The organism is Terracoccus luteus (genome assembly GCF_003635045.1).
Taxonomy (GTDB): domain Bacteria; phylum Actinomycetota; class Actinomycetes; order Actinomycetales; family Dermatophilaceae; genus Terracoccus; species Terracoccus luteus.
Window position 1 is genome coordinate 1,524,057 of record NZ_RBXT01000001.1, and the last position, 18,107, is coordinate 1,542,163.

Sequence of the window (18,107 nt, forward strand, 5' to 3'; positions counted from 1 at the left end):
GGCGGCTGCCGCCACGGCGTGGCTGCGGCACAATCGCGACGTGGACCTCCCCTTCGTGCTGCTCAACGTCTTCGCCCGTGAGGGCGACCCCTTCTCGGGCAACCCCCTCGCCGTCTTCCCGGATGCCGGGTCGCTGGCCACCGAGCGGATGCAGGCGATCGCGCGCCAGCTCAACCTCAGCGAGACGACCTTCGTCACCCGGGTGGAGGCGGACGACGCGGAGCCCGGGACGCCGGTCGTCGCGGAGGTGCGGATCTTCACCCCCGGCTACGAGATGCCGTTCGCAGGTCACCCCACGCTCGGGACGGCCGACGTCGTCGCCGGGCTGTCCGGCATCCTCGGTGGGCCTGCCGACGAGGTCGTGCTGCGGATGCCGGCAGGTCCCATCCCGGTGACCCGTGAGGGCGACGGCTGGCGGCTCGCGGCCCGGTCGGGGTCGTCGCGGGCGGCTGGGGTGGACGCGGTCGGGCTGGCCGGCATCCTCGGGCTTGGCGACGCGGGCGGGCACGTCCGGGTGGTCGAGGCGGGGACGGCCTGGGTGGACGTCGGCGTGGAGCAGCTGCTCGTGCAGCTCGACGGCGTCGAGGCGGTGCGCGCGTGCCGGCCCGACGCCTCGGCCGTCGAGCGGGTGCTCGCGCCGATGACGACCGAGCCGCACGTCTACGTCTGGGCCTGGGCGGGGGAGCGCAGCCTCGAGGTGCGCCTCTTCGCCGCGCTCGGTGGGGCGCTCGACGAAGACCCGGCCACCGGGTCGGCGTGCGCCAACCTCGGGGCGCTGCTCGCCGAGGCCGGCCACCGGGGCGTCGACCTGGAGGTGTCGCAGGGAGCGCACGTCTCGCGGCCGTCGCTACTGCGGCTGCGGATCGACGACGAGGGTGTGGTCTCGGTGGCGGGCCGGGTCGTCCGGGTCGGCGAGGGCACGCTGAACCTGCCCTGAGCGGCTGCACTTCTCCCAGCCGTGGCGGGCGAAAACCGGGGGAGCGCGCGTGGGTCGGGTCAGAGGCGGGCGCGACGGACGAGCTCGAAGCAGACCACGGCGGCGGCCGCCGACACGTTCAGGGACTCGACCCCGGCCGCCATCGGGATGGAGACCCACGTCTGCACCTGCGTCGCCACAACCGGCGTCAGGCCGGCCGTCTCGCTGCCGAGCACGAACGCCACCGGCTCGGGCAGGTGCGCCGAGAAGAGGTCGTCGTCGCCCGAGGCGTCGAGCCCGACGACGTGGAAGCCGGCCGCGCGGAGGTCGCGGACGGCATCCTCGGCCGTGAACGCCTTGACGATCGGCGCGCGGAAGGCGACCCCCGCCGAGGCCTTGACGACGAGCGGGTCGATCGAGGCGACCCCCTTGCGCGGGACGACGATGCCGTCGAGGCCCGCGGCGGTCGCCGAGCGCAGGATCATGCCGACGTTGGCCGGTGTCGTGATGCCGTCGAGCACGAGCACCGTGCGCAGACGTCCCTCGGCGAGGGCGACGTCGAGAGGCAGCATCCGGGGGGCGACGACGTCGGCGAAGACGCCCTGGTCCTGGCGGCCGTTTCCGGCGAGCTTCTTGACGCGCTCGGCGCTCGCCCACTGCACCTGCAGCCCGCGCCGCTTGGCGGCCCGCTGGATGTCGCGGACCCCTTCACCCCGGGCGCCCTCGGCGAGCACCACCTTGTCGACCTCGAGGTCGTCGTCGAGCAGCACCTCGTGCACGGGGTTGCGCCCGTAGACGGTGATGAACCGGTCCTTGGGGGAGACGGCAGGCGGGGTGTCGGCGGATGGCACGGCTCAGGATGACACAACGACGTCGGGCGCCACCGCCCGCGGCTCACCGGACGCAGACGATGGAGGGGCGTGCGGCTCGTGCCGCACGCCCCTCCCGTCCTGCTGCGTCGGTCAGCGGGCCCCGTAGCTGCGTCGGGCCACGAACAGGCCGACGAGCGAGATGACCGCCACGACCATGTAGTAGACGCTCGGGGCGTTGAGTGAGCCCGTGAGGCTGATCAGCCAGGTGAGCACGAGCGGCGCGATGCCGCCCATGACGGTGACGCCGATGTTGTAGGCCGTCGAGACCCCGGTCGCACGCACGTCGCTCGGGTAGAGCGTGGTCAGCAGGGCGGGCAGCGGGCCGAAGTAGAACGCCATGATGACTCCGAGCAGGCCGATCGAGACGATGAGCACGGGCACCGAGCGCGAGGCGATGACGATCGCGAAGAGCGGCCACGCCAGCACGAGGGCGGCGACCGCGGCCCCGATCATGATGCGGGCCGGGCCGACCCGGTCGGCGAGACGGCCGACGAGTGGCACCCCGATGACGACGACGATGCCGGCCACGACGCCACCGAGATAGGCGGCGCTCGCGGGCACGCCGAGGTTCTTCACCGCGTAGGTCGGCATGAAGAGGATGAGGTAGACCGAGATGGTCGCGACGCCGACGCAGGCGATGCCGGCCAGCGAGCGACCGAGGTGCTCGGTGAAGACGGCCTTGACGGGCGCCTCGTGCGGGGTGCTCTCGGCGAACTCCTTGGTCTCCGACAGGCGGGCCCGGATGTACAGGCCGACGGGGCCGATGAGGATGCCGATGATGAACGGGATGCGCCAGCCCCACGTGTAGAGGGCGTCCTTCGACAGGTGCGTGAAGAGCAGGTAGCCGAAGGCCGAGGCGAGGAACATCGAGATGCCCTGGGCGGCCACCTGCCAAGACGCGTAGTAGGCCTTGCGGTTCGGGGCCATCTCCACGAGATACGTGGTGGCAGAACCGAACTCGCCTCCGGCCGAGAAGCCTTGGACGAGGCGCGAGAGCAGGATGATGATGCCGGCCCAGGCGCCGATCGTGCTGTGCGTCGGGGCGGCGGCCATGAGGATGGTGCCGACCATCATGAGCAACAGCGTCAGGCTCAGCGCCTTCTTACGCCCGTGCTTGTCGGCGTAGCTGCCGATGACGAGACCGCCGATCGGGCGGATGAGGTAGGAGATCGCGAAGGTCGCGAAGGTGAGGATGAGGCCGAGGGTCTCGTCCCCCTCCGGGAAGAAGTTCGCCGCGATGACGACGGCGAACGAGGCGTAGACGATGATGTCGAACCATTCGAGGGCGGCTCCGATGGAGCTGCTCAGGACCGCCTTGCGGGCCTGCGCGAGCCGTTCGGGGGTCACCTCTTCGGCTGTGAGGGTGTCGGTGGCCATGGGGCTCCTTGGGGGGTGCGGGTGGCTCGAAGCCGGTGGTCGGTGCGGGCGGTGCTTTGCGATGCGGTGGGTCAGGCGCTGAGCGAGGTCAACAGCCGCTGCACCAGGTCGTCGCAGCGCCGCAGCTGGTCGAGCTCGACGAACTCGTCGGGCGCGTGCGCCTGGGCGATGTCGCCGGGGCCGCACACGACGGTGGGGATGCCGGCCCGCTGGAAGAGACCTGCCTCGGTGCCGTAGGCGACCTTCTCCTCCGAGGCGATGCCGCCGAGCGAGGCGACGTAGGCGATGACCTCCTCGGCCGCGTCGGTGTCGAGCCCGGGGGCCTGCGCCCCGATGGCGACCTCGACGCTGGCGTCGGGGTTCTCCTGCTGCATCTCCTGCTCGATCCGGCGGATCTCGGTCCGGAAGCGCTCGACGGTCGCGTCGACGTCGACACCGCCGACGGCCCGGAACTCGAACGTCAGCGAGCACTCGACGGGCACGGTGTTGACGGCGATGCCGCCGTGGATCTGGTTGACGGTGGCCGTCGTGAAGGGCACGTCGTGGTGCTCGTCGAACGGACCGTCGGTGCGGAACTCGTCGGCGACACCGCGGACGAAGCGCACGAGCTGGGCCGCGTACTCGATCGCGTTGACCCCGAACGGGGTTCGCGACGAGTGGGCCGCCACGCCGTGGAAGGTGACGGCGAGCATGGTCAGCGACTTGTGGCCGGTGACGACCCGCATGCTGGTGGGCTCACCGACGATGCAGGCACGCGGGCGCAGGTCGCGGCGCACGATCTCGTCGACGAGCGAGACGGCGCCGACGCAGCCGACCTCCTCGTCGTAGGAGAGGGCGAGGTGCACGGGCTCGCTGAGCGAGGCGGCCGCCAGCGCCGGCACGGCCGTGAGGACAGAGCCGATGAACCCCTTCATGTCGCAGGCGCCCCGGCCGTAGAGGCGCCCGTCGCGCACCTGGGGCACGAACGGCTCGCTCGACCACTCCTGCCCGTCGACGGGCACGACGTCGGTGTGCCCGGAGAGGACCACGCCACCGGTCGTCGTGCCGTCCGCGGCGGGGAAGGTCGCCAGCAGGTTGGCCTTCTGGCCGCTGTCGTCGTGAATGAGCACCGGCTCGACACCGTGGCCGCGCAGCTCCTCGGCGACGAGCTCGATCACCGGGAGGTTCGTCAGACGGCTCGTCGTGTCCAGGCTCATGAGCCGGGTCGTCCAGTCGAGGCTGGCCGGCGTGGGGCCACCGTCGCCGGAGGAAGTGCCGGCCGGGGCGGCCGCGTCTGACGGGCGGGCGACGTCTGCCGTGTCGACGGTGTCGACGGTGTCGTGGGTCGTCATACGGGAGTCCTGTCTCACGAGGTCGCGCCGGAGGATCACGGGCCACGGTTGAGCCCGACGACGCGATGCCCGACACTGACAGGTGTGCCACGGACCAGCCAACCGATGCAGGATCGAGCGTCGAAGGGTGAGATGACGCAGGAATCCGCCACACCCGACAACCACGAGGTCGTCGTCGACGAGCTCGACCTCGCCATCGTCAACTGCCTCCAGCTGCACCCCCGCGCCTCGTGGACCCTGCTCGCCTCGGCCCTGGACGTCGACCCGGTCACCGTCGCCCGTCGCTGGCAGCGCCTCTCCGACGCCGGCATCGCCTGGGTCTCCGGGCGGGCGGCGGGCCAGGGCCGGGCGGAGTCGTGCCTGGCCGTCGTCGAGCTCAGCTGCAGCGCCACCGAGACCCTCTCGATCGCCGAGCGCGTCACCGAGCTGCCCCACGTGCTGAGCGTCGAGCACACGACCGGCCCCCGCTCGCTCACCCTCCTCGTCGAGGTGCGGGACCTCGCCTTCCTGTCGCAGTTCCTGCTGACCTCGCTCGAGGGGGTGCTCGCCACGACGAGCTACGCCGTCACCCAGGTCTACTCGATGGGCGACCACTGGCAGCTGCACGTCCTCGACGCCGCCCAGCACGCCGTCATGCTCGGCGCCCAGCCGCCGCGGCTCGACGGCCTCACCGCCGCCGCCTCCACCCCCGCCCGCCCCTACGACGCGGTCGACCGCCGGATCATCCTGCTGCTCGGCGAGGACGGGCGGATGCCGGTCGCCACCATCGCGGCGCGGGCGGGCCTGAGCGAGAGCACCGTCCGTCGCCGGCTGACCGACCTCGTCGGCAACGGCCGGGTCGTGCTGCGCTGTGACATCGCCCTGCCCGACTCCGGGTGGCCGGTGATCAGCTGGCTGTGGGCCCAGGCCGACGCGCGCGACATCGACGACGTCGCCGCGCGGCTGCGACGCATGTCGGGCATCCGGGTCTGCTGGCGCATCTCCGGGGGCCCCTCGAACCTCATGCTCGCGCTGACGACCCACTCCCTGCACGAGCTGTCGGTCGTCGAGGCCCGCCTCGCCACCGAGGTGCCGGAGATGACGATCCACGACCGGTCGATGGTGCTGCGCTCGCTCAAGCGGATGGGCCGCCAGCTCGACGCCGCCGGCCGCAGCGTGCGCGTCGTGCCGCTCGACATCTGGGCCGACCCCGCCGGCGGCCCTATCCTTCCGGCGGGCCCGCGGACCGCGGCGGCTACGGCATCCGGTCGTCGACGGCGCGTCCTCCTGCCATGAGCGAGACGAGGTCGTAGACCACTGTCGCGGCGGCGAGCGTCGTCAGCTCGGCGTGGTCGTAGGCGGGCGCGACCTCGACGACGTCGGCCCCGACGATGTTGAGCCCGCCGAGGCGACGCAGCAGGGCGAGCAGCTCGCGGCTCGTGAGGCCGCCCATCTCGGGCGTGCCCGTCCCGGGCGCGAACGCGGGGTCGAGCACGTCGATGTCGATGGAGACGTAGACCGGGGTGTCACCGACGCGGTCCTTGACCTGCTGCACGGCCGCCTCGAGCCCGATGCGGTCGAGGTCGCTGGCCCGGATGGCCTTGAACCCGAAGTCGGCGTCGTCCTTGAGGTCGATGCGGTCGTAGAGGGGCCCCCGGATGCCCAGGTGGACCGAGTGGTCCTCTGCGAGCAGGTTCTCCTCGAACGCCCGTCGGAAGACGGTGCCGTGCGTGACCGGTGCGTCGAAGTACGTGTCCCACGTGTCGAGGTGGGCGTCGAAGTGGACGAGGGCGACGGGTCCGTGTTGACGCACGACGGAGCGCAGCATCGGCAGGGCGATGGTGTGGTCGCCGCCGACGGCGACGATGCGCCGGTCGCGACGGTCGCCCTGCACGTCGTGGGCGTGCGACTCGATCTGACGCACCGCGTCGTCGATGCTGAACGGCGTGCAGGCCACGTCCCCGGCGTCGACGACCTGGATGGTCTGGAACGGCGCGACGTCGAGCTCGACGTGGTACGCCGGTCGCAGGTGGCGCGACGACTGGCGCACGTGCATCGGACCGAACCGGGCGCCTGGACGGTAGGAGGTGCCACCGTCGAAGGGCACCCCGAGGATCGCGACGTCGTAGTCGCCCACGGCGTCGATCGCAGGCAGCCGGGCGAAGGTCGCGTCGCCGGCGTAGCGCGGCACGCGGGTGCCGCGCACGGGCCCGACCGGGCCCGGGCGCGACGTGTCGCCCGGCCGGCCGGGCGCGGTGCCGGCCACGTCACCGACAGCCGCCGTCTCGTCGGTGGGGGTCGTCTCGGAAGGGGTGCTCACGGCTGCCTCTCGGTGGTGGTGGTGGTGGCGGTGGTGGCGCTCGCCCGGGCCGGGGTCGCGGAGGTCGGGACGCCGTCGCCGACGCCCACGGGGGTGCCGGCCAGCGACGATCCCGTCGGGCCGGTGGAGGCGGCGCTCGCCAGCGTCTCGCCCGCGGTCTCGACGCCCCACGCGAGGGTGACGACGAGGCCGACGGCCGAGATGGCGGCCCCGGCCAGCAGCACCCAGCTGATGCCGCGGTCGAGCGCGAAGGGCATGAGGTAGACCGCGACGGCGGCGCCGATACGGCTCACCGAGGTACCGATGCCGACGGCCGTCGCCCGGACCTCCGTGGGGAACAGCTCGTTGGGGTAGACGACCTCGAGGAAGTTCGACGCCCCGCTCAGCAGGGCGAAGGCGCAGACCGCGGCGAAGACGACCAGCACCGGTACGCCCGGCACGACCCCGGTCACGCCCCAGATGAGGGCGATGCCGGCGAAGGTCCAGACGAGCAGCGCCTTGCGGCCGATGCGGTCGACGAGCAGCAGGCCGGGGACGCCGCCGACGACGAAGAGTGCGGCGAGGAACACCTCGGCGCCGTTACCGGTGATGCCGACTCCCTCGAGCACGTCGAACGAGAAGGAGTAGATCGACAGCAGCGGGATGACCTGGCACATCCAGAACAGACCGACGAACAGGGTGCGCTTGAGGTAGGGGGCCCGGAAGACGGTGGCGAGGGTGGCGCGCCGCTCCGGCTCGGTCTCGCCGAGGTCGCCCACCCCGTAGTCGTCGCCGAACACCTTCTTGACGGCCGCGTCCGCCTCGTCGTGCCGCCCGCGGCTGACGAGCCACCGCGGCGACTCCGGCGTGCCGAGCCTGAGCAGCAGCGTGACGACGGCGAACACGGCCGGGCTCGCGAGCATCCAGCGCCAGGCGTCGTCACCGGCGAGCGAGGTCGCCATGATCGCGACGACGGGGGCCGCGGTGGCGCCCACGGCCCAGACGACGAACGTCGCCCCGAGCATCCGGCCGCGGTAGCGAGCGGGCAGGTACTCGGCGAGCAGCGACGTCGCGATCGGGTAGTCGGCCCCGATGGCCATGCCGATGAGGAAGCGCAGCACGACGAGGTGCCAGACCTCCGTGGCGAAGAAGCACAGCGCGGAGAAGACTGCCAGCGCGACGAGGTCGAGGATGTACATGACGTGCCGGCCGACCTTGTCGGTGACCCAGCCGAAGAGCCCGCCGCCGACGAAGATGCCCACGAGCACCGCCGCCGCGATGAGGCCCTTGTCGCCGGTCGTCACCTCGAAGGCCGTCCCCATGGAGGCCCACGTGAAGCCGATGACGGCGATGGCGAAGCCGTCGATGAACGGCCCCCCGGACGAGTAGAGCGTCAGCTTCTTGTGGAACGAGGTGAGCGGGGCGTCGTCGATGAGGTTGCTGGCTGCGGTCATGGCGTCCTCCGGTACGGAGCTGGACGGTCGGGGCCCGACGTCGCTGGCGGTTGCCGTCGAGGATGCCGGTGGGTCCGGTGCCGCGACCAGCACCGTCCCGCTCGAACCGAGACGCGGTCGCTGTGCGATCGCACAACAGCACCTGTCAGGGAGCCACGACGCCGGTACGCTCGACCGATGGGGGTGAGCGTCGGCGGGCTGGTGCGGATGCCGCACCTCGGGCTCGACCTGCACTCCGGTGGCGCGGGCCTGGACCGCGAGGTGACGTGGACGCACACGTCCGACCTGCCCGAGCCGTGGCGGTGGCTCGGTCGCGGCGAGCTGCTCATGGCCAACGGGATGAACCTGCCGCCCGCACCGCCGGAGCAGGTCGACTGGGTGCGGCACCTCGACGCCGTCGGGGCGAGCGGGCTGGCCCTGGGCCGCGACATGTACTGCCCCCCGCTGACCGCCGAGCTCGCCGCCGAGAGCGACCGGCTGGGCCTGCCCGTGCTGTGGATCCGCTACCCCCTGCCCTTCGTCGCCATCGCGCGCGCCGTCGCGGAGGCGACGCTGCTCGAGCAGTCGCACCGGCTGCTGCGCACGACGCGCATCTACGACACCCTGCGCCGGGTCCGCCCCACGGCGGGCCCCGACTCCGCGGTCGCCGCAGCCCTCTCGCACGAGCTGGGCGCTGCGGTGCACGTGTGCGACCGCGCCAGCGGTCGGGCCTACCACCCGGGCGGGCCCGCCCCCAGCGCTTCGGTGTCGGATGCCGTGGTCGCCGCGCAGGCGGGCCGCGCCGGCCTCGTCGTGGGCGGGCGGTCGGTGCCGCTGCCCGACGGAGACGAGGTGCTGGTCGTCGAGGTGCCGACGCACGACGACGCCGTGCTCGCCGTCGTGCGTCCGCGCGGTGCGCACCTCGACGGCATCCTGCTGCAGCACGCGGCCACGGTGGCGGCGCTCGAGCTCGGTCAGACGCGCCTCGCCCTCGAGCACTCCGCCCGGGCCGGCGCCGAGCTCGTGACCCGGCTCGTCGAGGGCCGGGTCGAGGCCCGCTCGGCCCGGCGCCAGCTGGCCGCCGAGGGGCTCGACCCCGCCCACACCGTCGTCGCCGCGCTCCGGCACCCGCAGCAGCAGCGGCTGCACGACCTGCACGTGCGGCTGTGGCGCGAGGGCATCGCGCACGTCGCCGCCCTGCGCTCGGGGGTGCTGCTCGTGCTGGCCCACGACACTCCCGAGCTGGCGCGGGTCCTCGTCGACGCCATCGACGATGGGGAAGGGGAGGGCGACGAGAAGGGCGACGGGCGTGGGCATGTCGGTCTCGGAGGCCCCCTCGTCGGTGCGGGGCGGGTGGCCGACGCCGGGCGCGAGGCGACGTGGTCGCTCGGGGTCGCGGCCCAGACGGGCCGGGCGCTGCACCGTTTCGGCGACGCGACGACCGCCGCCGTCGGCCTGTCGGTCGAGCAGGAGCAGTCCCTCGTCGACCAGGTGCTCGGTCCGGTGCTGCGGCACGACCTCGAGCACGGTTCCGAGCTCGTGCACACCCTCGAGACCTTCCTCGAGGAGCGGCGTTCCTGGCAGGCCGCGGCGGTGGCGCTGCACGTGCACCGGCAGACGGTGCTCTACCGCATCAAGCAGGTCGAGCAGCTCACCGGTCGTGCCCTCGCCGACACCGGCGACCTCGCCCGGCTGTGGCTGGCCCTGCAGGCACGACGCCGGCTGGCCGGTCTCGGCGCGTCGGAATAGCCGCGGGTGCCCGCCGGTTAGTATGGTTGAATTCTCAACCACTAGGGAGTGAGTGACATGCAGTTCGGCATCTTCACCGTCGGCGACGTGACGACCGACCCCACGACGGGTCGGACGCCCTCCGAGCACGAGCGCATCAGGGCCACCGTCGCCATCGCGAAGAAGGCCGAGGAGGTCGGCCTCGACGTCTTCGCGACGGGTCAGCACCACAACCCGCCGTTCGTCGCGCCCGCGAACCCGCCGGTGCTGCTGGCGAGCATCGCCGCGCAGACCGAGCGCATCCTGCTCTCGACGTCGACGACGCTGATCACGACGACCGACCCCGTGCGCATCGCCGAGGACTACGCGATGCTGCAGCACCTGTCGAACGGCCGCGTCGACCTCATGATGGGCCGCGGCAACACCGGCCCCGTCTACCCCTGGTTCGGCAAGGACATCCGCGAGGGCATCTCGCTCGCCGTCGAGAACTACGCCCTGCTGCACCGACTGTGGCGCGAGGAGGTCGTCGACTGGCAGGGCAACCACCGCACCCCGCTGCAGGGGTTCACCTCCACGCCCCGCCCGCTCGACGGCATCCCGCCCTTCGTCTGGCACGGCTCGATCCGCAGCCCCGAGATCGCCGAGCAGGCCGCCTACTACGGCGACGGGTTCTTCTCCAACCACATCTTCTGGCCCGCGAGCCACACCCGCCAGATGGTGCAGCTCTACCGTCGCCGCTTCGAGCACTACGGCCACGGCAGCGCCGACCAGGCCATCGTCGGGCTCGGTGGGCAGGTCTTCATTCGACGCAACAGCCAGGACGCGGTACGCGAGTTCCGCCCCTACTTCGACAACGCCCCGGTCTACGGGCACGGCCCCTCGCTCGAGGAGTTCACCCGCCAGACCCCGCTCACCGTCGGCAGCCCGCAGGAGGTCATCGAGCGCACCCTGTCCTTCCGCGAGTACGCCGGCGACTACCAGCGCCAGCTCTGGCTGATGGACCACGCGGGCCTGCCGCTGGGGACGGTGCTCGAGCAGCTCGACCTGCTCGGCGAGGAGGTCGTCCCCGTGCTCCGCAAGGAGTTCGCGGCCCTCAAGCCCGCGCACGTCCCCGACGCCCCGACCCACGCCGGCCTGCTGGCCGCGCGGGAGCAGACGGCGGGCACCACCGACACCCGCACCCTCGAGGAGGCCTCGTGACTACCCTGCACCTCGCGGTCGTCACGGCCGGCGTCAGCCAGCCGTCGTCGACGCGGATGCTGTCCGACCGGCTCACCGCCGCAACGGTCTCGGCGCTGCGCGCGGCCGACCCCTCCCTCGAGGTCGTCACCGAGGTCGTCGAGGTGCGTGACGTCGCCCACGACCTCGCCGACAACGCCCTCACCGGGTTCGCGTCGCCCGAGCTGCAGGTGCGCCTCGACGCGGTCAGCGAGGCGGATGCCGTCATCGCCGTCACGCCGATCTACGCGGCCTCGTACAGCGGCCTCTTCAAGCTGCTCGTCGACGTGCTGCCGAAGGAGTCGCTGCGCGACGTCCCGGTGCTGCTCGGCGCGACGGGTGGCACCGCCCGCCACTCGCTGGCGGTCGACCACGCGCTGCGTCCGCTCTTCGCCCACCTCGGGGCGCTCGTCGCCCCCACCGCAGTGTTCGCGGCGACGGAGGACTGGGGCGGCGACTCCGCCGGGCTGTTGGGTGAGCGCATCGAGCGGGCCGGGTCGTCGTTCGCCCGCCTCGTCTCGGGGAGCCCGCGCGAGCGGGCCGCCGACCCGTTCGCCGACGTGGTGCCCTTCGACCAGCTGCTGGCCCGGTCCGGGCGCTGAACCACCGGAGCCGCGGGCGCCCCTCGACGGGGGGCCCGCGGCTCCGCGTCGTCGGGCGCTCGAGGACGCGTCAGACGGTGACCGTGAGCCCGAGGCGGTCGACCACGAGGTCGGCGATCGCCAGGGATGCCGTCGCGGCGGGGGAGGGCGCGTTGCGCACCGACAACACGCTGCCGACACGGCTCCAGCGGAAGTCGTCGACGAGGCTGCCGTCGGCATCCATGGCCTGGGCCCGCACCCCGGCGGGGCCACGGACGACGTGCTCTCCGGTGACCTGCGGGACGTAGCGGCGAGCGGCGGCGATGAACGCACGGCGGTTGACCGACCCCCACACCTCGCGCAGGCCGGTGGCGACGTTCTGCCGTGCGAAGGAGCGGAAACCGCTGCTGCGCAACAGCTCTCGCAGCTCTGCGGTCTCGACGTCGCGCAGCCGGTAGCCCTCACGCGCGGTCGCCAGCACGGCGTTGGGGCCGAGCAGCACCCGGCCGTCGACCCGCTTCGTCAGGTGCACCCCGAGGAACGGGTACCGCGGGTCGGGCACCGGGTAGATCAGTCCCCGCACGAGGTGGCGAGCGCTCTCGTCGAGCTCGTGGAACTCGCCGCGGAACGGCACGATGCGCGGGTGCACGCTGTCGCCCGCCAGGGTCGCGAGGCGGTCGGCCTGCAGCCCGCCGGCGATGACCACGAGGTCGGCGTCGACCGCACGACCGTCGGCCGCCCGCACGCGGGTGCGACCGGCATCCGTCTCGTCGAAGCCCACGACCTCGAAGCCGGTGTGCACGCTCGCTTTCGCGGCGGTCGCGTCCGTGAGCATGGCCGCGGCGACGTCGGTGTAGTCGACGATCGCGGTCGTCGGGGAGTGCAGGGCGGCGCGGCCCACCGCGTGCGGCTCGACCTCGCGCAGCCCCTCGGGACCGAGCCAGCGCAGGCCCGGCACGCCGTTGGCCTCGGCGCGCTCGCGGATCGCACGCAACCTCGTCTCGTCGGCCTCGTCGAGGGCGACGAGCACCTTGCCCACCTCGTCGTACCGGATGCCGTGGTCGGCGCAGTACGCCTTGAGCCGGGTGATGCCGGCGCGCGCCAGCCGGGCCTTGTCGCTGCCCGGCACGTAGTAGAGGCCCGCGTGCACGACGCCGCTGTTGCGCCCGGTCTGGTGCCGGCCGGGGCCGGACTCCTTCTCGAGCACCGTGACGTCCGGGTGCTCCGGCGTCAGCGTGAGGGCACGCGCCACGGCCGCCCCGACGATGCCCCCACCGACGACGACCACGTGCCTGCGCGCCATGCGCCCACAGTAGGGCGGGGCGACGTCGCCGGGGTGCGATCCGGCGATGTGCACACCCCCCGTCCGTCCGGTCGCGTCGTGCACAGGGCGAGCCGGCGCTCTGGTGGCGCCGCGGGGCCGCGCGTTGACTCGGTGGTGTCCCGAGAGACCGACAGACAGGAGACCGTCGTGCCCAGCGCGCTGTCCAACGTCGTGCACATCGTCACCCGACAGCCCCTCGACGAGCGCCTCGGCAGTGCCGTGCGCCCGGGGGAGTGCCTCGCCTGCTTCCTGCACCGCATGATCGGCACCGCGCAGTGCCTCGGCGAGTTCACCTGGACCGAGCACTACCGCCACATGCGCTCGCCGCGGGCGGTGGCCCTGGAGCGGCGTCTGCGTGCCGCCGGGGCGACCTGCGACTGCGACGTGCTCGACCGGGTCTGGCGCCTCAACGGGGCGCTGCTCGTGCGCGACGCCGTCACCGACGGTCTGGTGCCGCCGACCGAGCCGGTGCCGTGCGCCGCGACCCGGCCGCGCTCGACCCGGCCGTGCACGAACTGGGTGGCCGTCCGCGACCTCGCTCCGTGACGGGGGCCGGGGGTGCCTGGTTGCGGCCAGGTCCTCACTCTCACCGGATGCCGCGGAGGGCGGAGGACCATGGCGGGCAGAGCTGTGCGTCCGGCACCTGTGACGCGTCAAGGGTGCCAGATGCGCGTCGGGACGTGCGTCTGACACCCGTGGAGCGCCGGAGGTGCCGAACGCACAGCTGTGTGATGCCAGACGCGGTCGCAGCGAGTCTGTGTGATGCCAACCGCGGTCGACGCGGGCCTCTGTGATGCCAACCGCGGTCCATGTGCCGCGTCTGGCATCACACACCGCCCCGACCACCGCGTCTGGCATCCCACCGCGAGCTGATCGCGACACCCGTCATCGCGGGGCCGAACGGCAGGTGGGGTGTTAGGCGGTGCGGGCGGCGTCGAGGTCGGCCGGGGTGGGGGCCGAGACGTGGTCGTCGTACTGCGCGGCGTGGCGTCGGACGAAGGCGGCGACGTAGGGGCACACCGGCACGATGACCTGGCCGGCCGCGACCGTGGCGTCGAGGGCGGCGGTGACGAGGCGACCGGCGACGCCCTGGCCCTCGAAATCGTCGTCGACCTCGGTGTGGAAGAAGACCGCCCGAGGTGTCCGGCCCGACCCGCCGGGCGGGATGACGACGTAGCGGGCCTGCCCGACCAGCCGCTCGCCGTCGCGCACCTCCCAGCGACCGTGCTGCGGGGCGTCCGAGTAGACCAGGGACTCGGCGTCGGCGCTCATCCACCGATCATGGCAGGGTGGGCGCATGGCGAGGTACTTCGACGTCCACCCGGTCGACCCGCAACCGCGCGCCATCGCGCAGGTGGTCGCCATCCTGCGCGACGGGGGCCTCATCGCCTACCCGACCGACTCGTGCTTCGCGCTCGGCTGTTCGCTCGACAACCCGTCGGGCAAGGACCGCATCCTGCGCATCCGCCAGCTGGACGACCGGCACCACTTCACCCTCGTCTGCGCCGACTTCGCCCAGCTGGGCCAGCTCGTGCAGCTCGACAACGCCGTCTTCCGCGCCATCAAGTCGGTGACCCCGGGGCCGTACACCTTCATCCTGCCGGCGACGAAAGAGGTGCCGCGGCGGCTGCTGCACCCGAAGAAGAAGACCGTCGGCGTGCGCATCCCGCACCACCCGGTCGTGCGCGAGCTGCTCGGCGCCCTCGGTGAGCCGATCCTGTCGAGCACGCTGCTGCTGCCCGGCCAGGACGACCCCATGACCGAGGGGTGGCTCATCAAGGACGAGCTCGACAACACCGTGGACGCCGTCATCGACTCGGGGGAGTGCGGGCTCGAGCCCACCACCGTCGTCGACTGGTCGGAGGGGAGCCCCGTCGTCACCCGAGTCGGCGCCGGCGACCCGTCACCCTTCGAGTAGGTCCACGGCCATCAACCCGCCGGCCGCGCCGGCCGCGTCGACCGCGCCGGCGCCGCCCCCGGTGCGGTTAGATCTGGGCCATGGCTCATCGCTCCCGGACGCCGGAGTCCGTCCATGCCCTGCTGGCCGAGCTGCCCTCGGCCGACCGCGAGACGCTCGAGCTGCGCGTGGAACGGTGGCTGCCCGACCTGCTCGCCGCCCTCACGACGCTCTACCCCGAGCGTGACGTCGAGGCGCTCGCGACCCGCCTCGTGGGCTCGGCCCTCGCCGCCCACGCCGAGCGCGAGCCCGACCTGCGACGGCTCGACCAGCGGCGGCTGCTGCAGCCGGACTGGTTGCAGCAGCCCGACATGCTCGGATACGCCTGCTACACCGAGCGGTTCGCCGGCACCCTGGCCGCGCTGCCCGACCGGCTCGACCTGCTCGACGACCTCGGCGTCACCTACCTGCACCTCATGCCGCTGCTGCGCCCGCGCGACGGCGACAACGACGGCGGCTACGCGGTGGCCGACTACCGCACCGTCCGGGAGGACCTCGGCGACGTCGACGACCTGCGCGAGCTGACCCGGACCCTGCGCGGTCGCGGCATCTCCCTCGTGCTCGACCTCGTCCTCAACCACGTCGCCCGCGAGCACGAGTGGGCGGCCCGCGCCCGGGCGGGCGAGCAGCGCTACCGCGACTACTTCCACGTCTACCCGGACCGCACCGCCCCCGACGCCTACGAGCGCACGCTCCCCGAGGTCTTCCCCGACTTCGCGCCCGGCAACTTCACGTGGGACGAGGAGGCCGAGGGCTGGGTCTGGACGACCTTCAACGAGTGGCAGTGGGACCTCGACTGGTCGAACCCCGAGGTGCTCGTCGAGTACGCCGAGATCGTCCTGTTCCTGGCCAACCTCGGCGTCGAGGTGCTTCGCCTCGACGCGATCGCGTTCACGTGGAAGCGGCTCGGCACGAACTGCCAGAACCAGCCGGAGGTGCACGCCCTGACCCAGGCCCTGCGCACCGTCGCCCGTATCGCCTGCCCCGCCACCGTCTTCAAGGCCGAGGCCATCGTCGGACCGCGCGACCTCGTGCAGTACCTCGGCCAGGGGGAGCACGCCGGCCGGGTGAGCGACCTCGCTTACCACAACAGCCTCATGGTGCAGGTGTGGTCGATGCTCGCCACGGGGGAGACGACCCTGGCCCGACAGGCGCTCGCCGCCCTGCCCGCGACCCCGCCGTCCGGCACGTGGATCTGCTACCTGCGCTGCCACGACGACATCGGCTGGGCCATCGACGACGGTGACGCCCACGCCGTCGGGCTCGAGGGTTTCGCCCACCGCCGCTTCCTGTCCGACTGGTACGCGGGCGAGTTCCCCGGCTCGTGGGCCGACGGCCTCGTGTTCCAGGCGAACCCGGTGTCGGGCGACAAGCGCATCAGCGGCACCGCGGCCTCCCTGCTCGGCCTGTCGACCAGCACGCCCGGCACCCCCGCCCACGACCAGGCCCTGGCCCGGATGTTCCTGGCCAACGCCGTCGTGCTCGGCTGGGGCGGTATCCCGGTCGTGTGGAGCGGCGACGAGCTGGCCATGCCGAACGACCCCCGCTGGGCCGACGAGCCGGGCCACGAGGACGACAACCGGTGGGCGCACCGACCCCGTCTCGACTGGGACCTCGCCGCCCATCGACACGACCTGCGCACGCCGGCAGGGAAGGTCTTCGCCGGTCTGGCCCACCTGGCCAGGGCGCGGGCCTCGCTACCGCAGCTGCACGCCGCCGCCGACACGACCGTGCTGGCGGACACCGACACCGGGGTGCTGGCCGTCCGTCGCGCGCACCCGAGCGGGCCCATGGTGTGCGTCTACAACCTCAGCGACGGGTGGCGGTCGTTCTCGTCACACCACTTCACGGATGCCGGGATCACCCACCCGCACAACGCGATCGAGCGCCGCGACGTCCACGGGGGAGACGACGGCCAGGTCGCCCTCAGCCCGTACGCGGCGTGGTGGGTGGTGGAGGCGCCGGCGGAGGTGCCGCACGTCTGAGCGACACCCACTCGCCGTGCGGGTGGGCGGTCCCGAGCAGCGCTGGCTCCCACTCCCGGCCCGCACGCCACCGCCGGACCGCCAGCACCGTCTCGGCCTGCGCCTCGGACCGGTTCGGGGACGGCAGTCCGGGCACGCACCCCGGCGGTTCGGCGCTGAGCCAGGTGACCTCGCCCAGCTCGCGGGCCAGTACGGCGAACCGGCGGGCCAGCTCGACCCTCCGCCCGTTGTCGACGTAGGTCAGGGCCCAGGAGGTGAGCACGACGACGTGAGGTCGCCCACCGGCATCCGCGACCGCTCGCCCGGCAGCCAGGTCGACGGCACGATGGACGTCGTCGACGAGGTCCCCTCGCAGCAGCGGTGACGGGTGGGCGCGCACGATCTCGGCCGCGGCGCGGAACCGCTCGACCCGACCGGGCACGTCCGGCCACAGGCAGGCCTCGAGCCAGCGGCGCCGGTCGTCGTCGTCGAGGTCGACCGGGTCGAGGTCGAGCCCGCTCCGCCCGACCACCGATGGCAGCGGATGCGTCGACGGCGACCCGAGCCTCCCGCGGCCCACGAGCCGGCCCCGGGACACGACCGTGGAGTCGGGGTCGCCCAGCACGACCGGCTGCTCGCCCTCGACGAGCAGCTCGGTGCGGTACCGGTCGACCGCGAGCAGCAGGCCCGCACTGGCCCCGAGCTCGACGAGCACGACGGGCCGCCCGGGCAGGTCGGCCGCGGCGCGGGCCAGCCCGGCCGTCACGTAGACGCTGCGCCCGACCTCGTTCGTCTGCGTCGTCCGGGTGGCGATGGCCTCGCGCAGCTCGTCGGCGTGGGCGAGCACCGTGTCGCGCACGTCGGGCCACGGGTCGCCCACGGGCACCGCGTCGGCGCCGACGACGCTCGGGTACCAGCGCGCGGCCGCGACGTCGGGGCGGCGCAGCACGAGGTCGTGCAGCGCCGCCAGCCACAGCACCGGCCGGGCCTGGCCGGGGCGTGCGTGCAGCAGCAGCTCGGCGCACTGCGCATCGCCGGCGACGCCGCGGCTGATGCGCGCGTACAGCCCGAGGTGCCCATGCCCGGCGGCGAACCGGCCGAAGTGCTCCTGCACCTCGGCCACCGTCC

Annotated in this window: 16 protein-coding genes; 8 read left to right on the forward strand and 8 right to left on the reverse strand. The window is 73.1% G+C overall.

All coding sequences use genetic code 11. The features are described from left to right. The first annotated feature begins 40 nt into the window (after nucleotides 1-40). A complete protein-coding gene (locus DFJ68_RS07035; protein ID WP_121032132.1) occupies nucleotides 41-937 on the forward strand; it encodes a PhzF family phenazine biosynthesis protein in 897 nt (298 codons plus the stop codon). Nucleotides 938-996: 59 nt separating this feature from the next. Here DFJ68_RS07035 and DFJ68_RS07040 read toward each other — a convergent pair whose 3' ends face one another. The 3 genes from DFJ68_RS07040 to argE all read right to left on the reverse strand — a co-directional run bounded on the left by DFJ68_RS07040 (nucleotide 997) and on the right by argE (nucleotide 4,496). Beyond that, a complete protein-coding gene (locus DFJ68_RS07040) occupies nucleotides 997-1,767 on the reverse strand; it encodes a TrmH family RNA methyltransferase (RefSeq protein WP_121032133.1) in 771 nt (256 codons plus the stop codon). Nucleotides 1,768-1,878: 111 nt separating this feature from the next. Then, nucleotides 1,879-3,165 carry an MFS transporter gene (locus tag DFJ68_RS07045; protein WP_121032134.1) on the reverse strand — a complete coding sequence of 429 codons (1,287 nt, stop codon included), beginning with the start codon at nucleotides 3,163-3,165 and terminating at the stop codon, nucleotides 1,879-1,881. 71 nt (nucleotides 3,166-3,236) lie between these two features. Continuing rightward, the gene (argE, locus tag DFJ68_RS07050) at nucleotides 3,237-4,496 is read right to left on the reverse strand and encodes an acetylornithine deacetylase (RefSeq protein WP_121032135.1); all 1,260 of its coding nucleotides are present in this window, start codon (nucleotides 4,494-4,496) and stop codon (nucleotides 3,237-3,239) included. Between the two features lie 132 nt (nucleotides 4,497-4,628). On the opposite strand from argE, the gene DFJ68_RS07055 reads away from it, so the two are divergent. Continuing rightward, entirely contained in the window at nucleotides 4,629-5,771 is a 1,143-nt protein-coding gene (locus DFJ68_RS07055; protein ID WP_121032136.1) for an Lrp/AsnC family transcriptional regulator, read from the forward strand. Here DFJ68_RS07055 and speB read toward each other — a convergent pair. Continuing rightward, a complete protein-coding gene (gene speB / locus DFJ68_RS07060) occupies nucleotides 5,731-6,741 on the reverse strand; it encodes an agmatinase (RefSeq protein WP_211333463.1) in 1,011 nt (336 codons plus the stop codon). The two genes, DFJ68_RS07055 and speB, sit on opposite strands and share 41 nt — an antisense overlap. Nucleotides 6,742-6,791: 50 nt before the next feature. After that, the gene (locus DFJ68_RS07065; protein WP_121032137.1) at nucleotides 6,792-8,228 is read right to left on the reverse strand and encodes an MFS transporter; all 1,437 of its coding nucleotides are present in this window, start codon (nucleotides 8,226-8,228) and stop codon (nucleotides 6,792-6,794) included. Nucleotides 8,229-8,405: 177 nt separating this feature from the next. Between DFJ68_RS07065 and DFJ68_RS07070 the strand changes: the two genes are divergently transcribed. The 3 genes from DFJ68_RS07070 to DFJ68_RS07080 are packed head-to-tail and all read left to right on the forward strand — an operon-like array spanning nucleotide 8,406 to nucleotide 11,755. After that, nucleotides 8,406-9,956, forward strand: coding sequence for a PucR family transcriptional regulator (locus DFJ68_RS07070; RefSeq protein WP_121032138.1), 1,551 nt, complete (start codon nucleotides 8,406-8,408; stop codon nucleotides 9,954-9,956). 57 nt (nucleotides 9,957-10,013) lie between these two features. Beyond that, nucleotides 10,014-11,135, forward strand: a complete 1,122-nt coding sequence (locus DFJ68_RS07075; RefSeq protein ID WP_121032139.1) for an LLM class flavin-dependent oxidoreductase — start codon at nucleotides 10,014-10,016, stop codon at nucleotides 11,133-11,135. Further along, nucleotides 11,132-11,755 carry a CE1759 family FMN reductase gene (locus DFJ68_RS07080; protein ID WP_121032140.1) on the forward strand — a complete coding sequence of 208 codons (624 nt, stop codon included), beginning with the start codon at nucleotides 11,132-11,134 and terminating at the stop codon, nucleotides 11,753-11,755. The genes DFJ68_RS07075 and DFJ68_RS07080 overlap by 4 nt, the downstream gene beginning before the upstream one ends. A gap of 70 nt (nucleotides 11,756-11,825) precedes the next feature. On the opposite strand, the gene lhgO is transcribed toward DFJ68_RS07080, so the two are convergent. After that, complete coding sequence (gene lhgO, locus DFJ68_RS07085) at nucleotides 11,826-13,037, reverse strand: L-2-hydroxyglutarate oxidase (protein ID WP_121032141.1); 1,212 nt, start codon at nucleotides 13,035-13,037, stop codon at nucleotides 11,826-11,828. 168 nt (nucleotides 13,038-13,205) lie between these two features. Here lhgO and DFJ68_RS07090 point away from each other — a divergent pair, with 168 nt between their 5' ends. Continuing rightward, nucleotides 13,206-13,604 carry a DUF2695 domain-containing protein gene (locus DFJ68_RS07090; protein WP_147431526.1) on the forward strand — a complete coding sequence of 133 codons (399 nt, stop codon included), beginning with the start codon at nucleotides 13,206-13,208 and terminating at the stop codon, nucleotides 13,602-13,604. 369 nt (nucleotides 13,605-13,973) lie between these two features. On the opposite strand, the gene DFJ68_RS07095 is transcribed toward DFJ68_RS07090, so the two are convergent. Continuing rightward, nucleotides 13,974-14,330, reverse strand: a complete 357-nt coding sequence (locus DFJ68_RS07095; RefSeq protein WP_121032143.1) for a GNAT family N-acetyltransferase — start codon at nucleotides 14,328-14,330, stop codon at nucleotides 13,974-13,976. A 25-nt stretch (nucleotides 14,331-14,355) separates the two neighbouring features. Between DFJ68_RS07095 and DFJ68_RS07100 the strand changes: the two genes are divergently transcribed. Both DFJ68_RS07100 and DFJ68_RS07105 read left to right on the forward strand, forming a co-directional pair. Further along, nucleotides 14,356-14,976 (forward strand): L-threonylcarbamoyladenylate synthase, encoded by a 621-nt coding sequence (locus DFJ68_RS07100; RefSeq protein ID WP_121032144.1) that lies wholly within the window; start codon nucleotides 14,356-14,358, stop codon nucleotides 14,974-14,976. A gap of 80 nt (nucleotides 14,977-15,056) precedes the next feature. Further along, nucleotides 15,057-17,000: an alpha-amylase family protein gene (locus DFJ68_RS07105; RefSeq protein WP_121032145.1), complete on the forward strand. Its 1,944-nt coding sequence runs from the start codon at nucleotides 15,057-15,059 to the stop codon at nucleotides 16,998-17,000. Here the strand turns inward: DFJ68_RS07105 and DFJ68_RS07110 are convergent. Further along, nucleotides 16,942-18,102, reverse strand: a complete 1,161-nt coding sequence (locus DFJ68_RS07110; protein ID WP_170165713.1) for a DUF2332 domain-containing protein — start codon at nucleotides 18,100-18,102, stop codon at nucleotides 16,942-16,944. The two genes, DFJ68_RS07105 and DFJ68_RS07110, sit on opposite strands and share 59 nt — an antisense overlap. Between the last annotated feature and the right edge of the window lie 5 nt (nucleotides 18,103-18,107).

Coding starts and splice junctions, on each gene's coding strand:
- argE (WP_121032135.1), bottom strand. CDS start 4,496: ATGACGACCCACGACACCGTCGACACCGTCGACACGGCAGACGTCGCC.
- DFJ68_RS07095 (WP_121032143.1), bottom strand. CDS start 14,330: ATGAGCGCCGACGCCGAGTCCCTGGTCTACTCGGACGCCCCGCAGCAC.
- DFJ68_RS07065 (WP_121032137.1), bottom strand. CDS start 8,228: ATGACCGCAGCCAGCAACCTCATCGACGACGCCCCGCTCACCTCGTTC.
- lhgO (WP_121032141.1), bottom strand. CDS start 13,037: ATGGCGCGCAGGCACGTGGTCGTCGTCGGTGGGGGCATCGTCGGGGCG.
- DFJ68_RS07075 (WP_121032139.1), top strand. CDS start 10,014: ATGCAGTTCGGCATCTTCACCGTCGGCGACGTGACGACCGACCCCACG.
- DFJ68_RS07105 (WP_121032145.1), top strand. CDS start 15,057: ATGGCTCATCGCTCCCGGACGCCGGAGTCCGTCCATGCCCTGCTGGCC.
- DFJ68_RS07045 (WP_121032134.1), bottom strand. CDS start 3,165: ATGGCCACCGACACCCTCACAGCCGAAGAGGTGACCCCCGAACGGCTC.
- DFJ68_RS07070 (WP_121032138.1), top strand. CDS start 8,406: ATGGGGGTGAGCGTCGGCGGGCTGGTGCGGATGCCGCACCTCGGGCTC.
- DFJ68_RS07055 (WP_121032136.1), top strand. CDS start 4,629: ATGACGCAGGAATCCGCCACACCCGACAACCACGAGGTCGTCGTCGAC.
- DFJ68_RS07100 (WP_121032144.1), top strand. CDS start 14,356: ATGGCGAGGTACTTCGACGTCCACCCGGTCGACCCGCAACCGCGCGCC.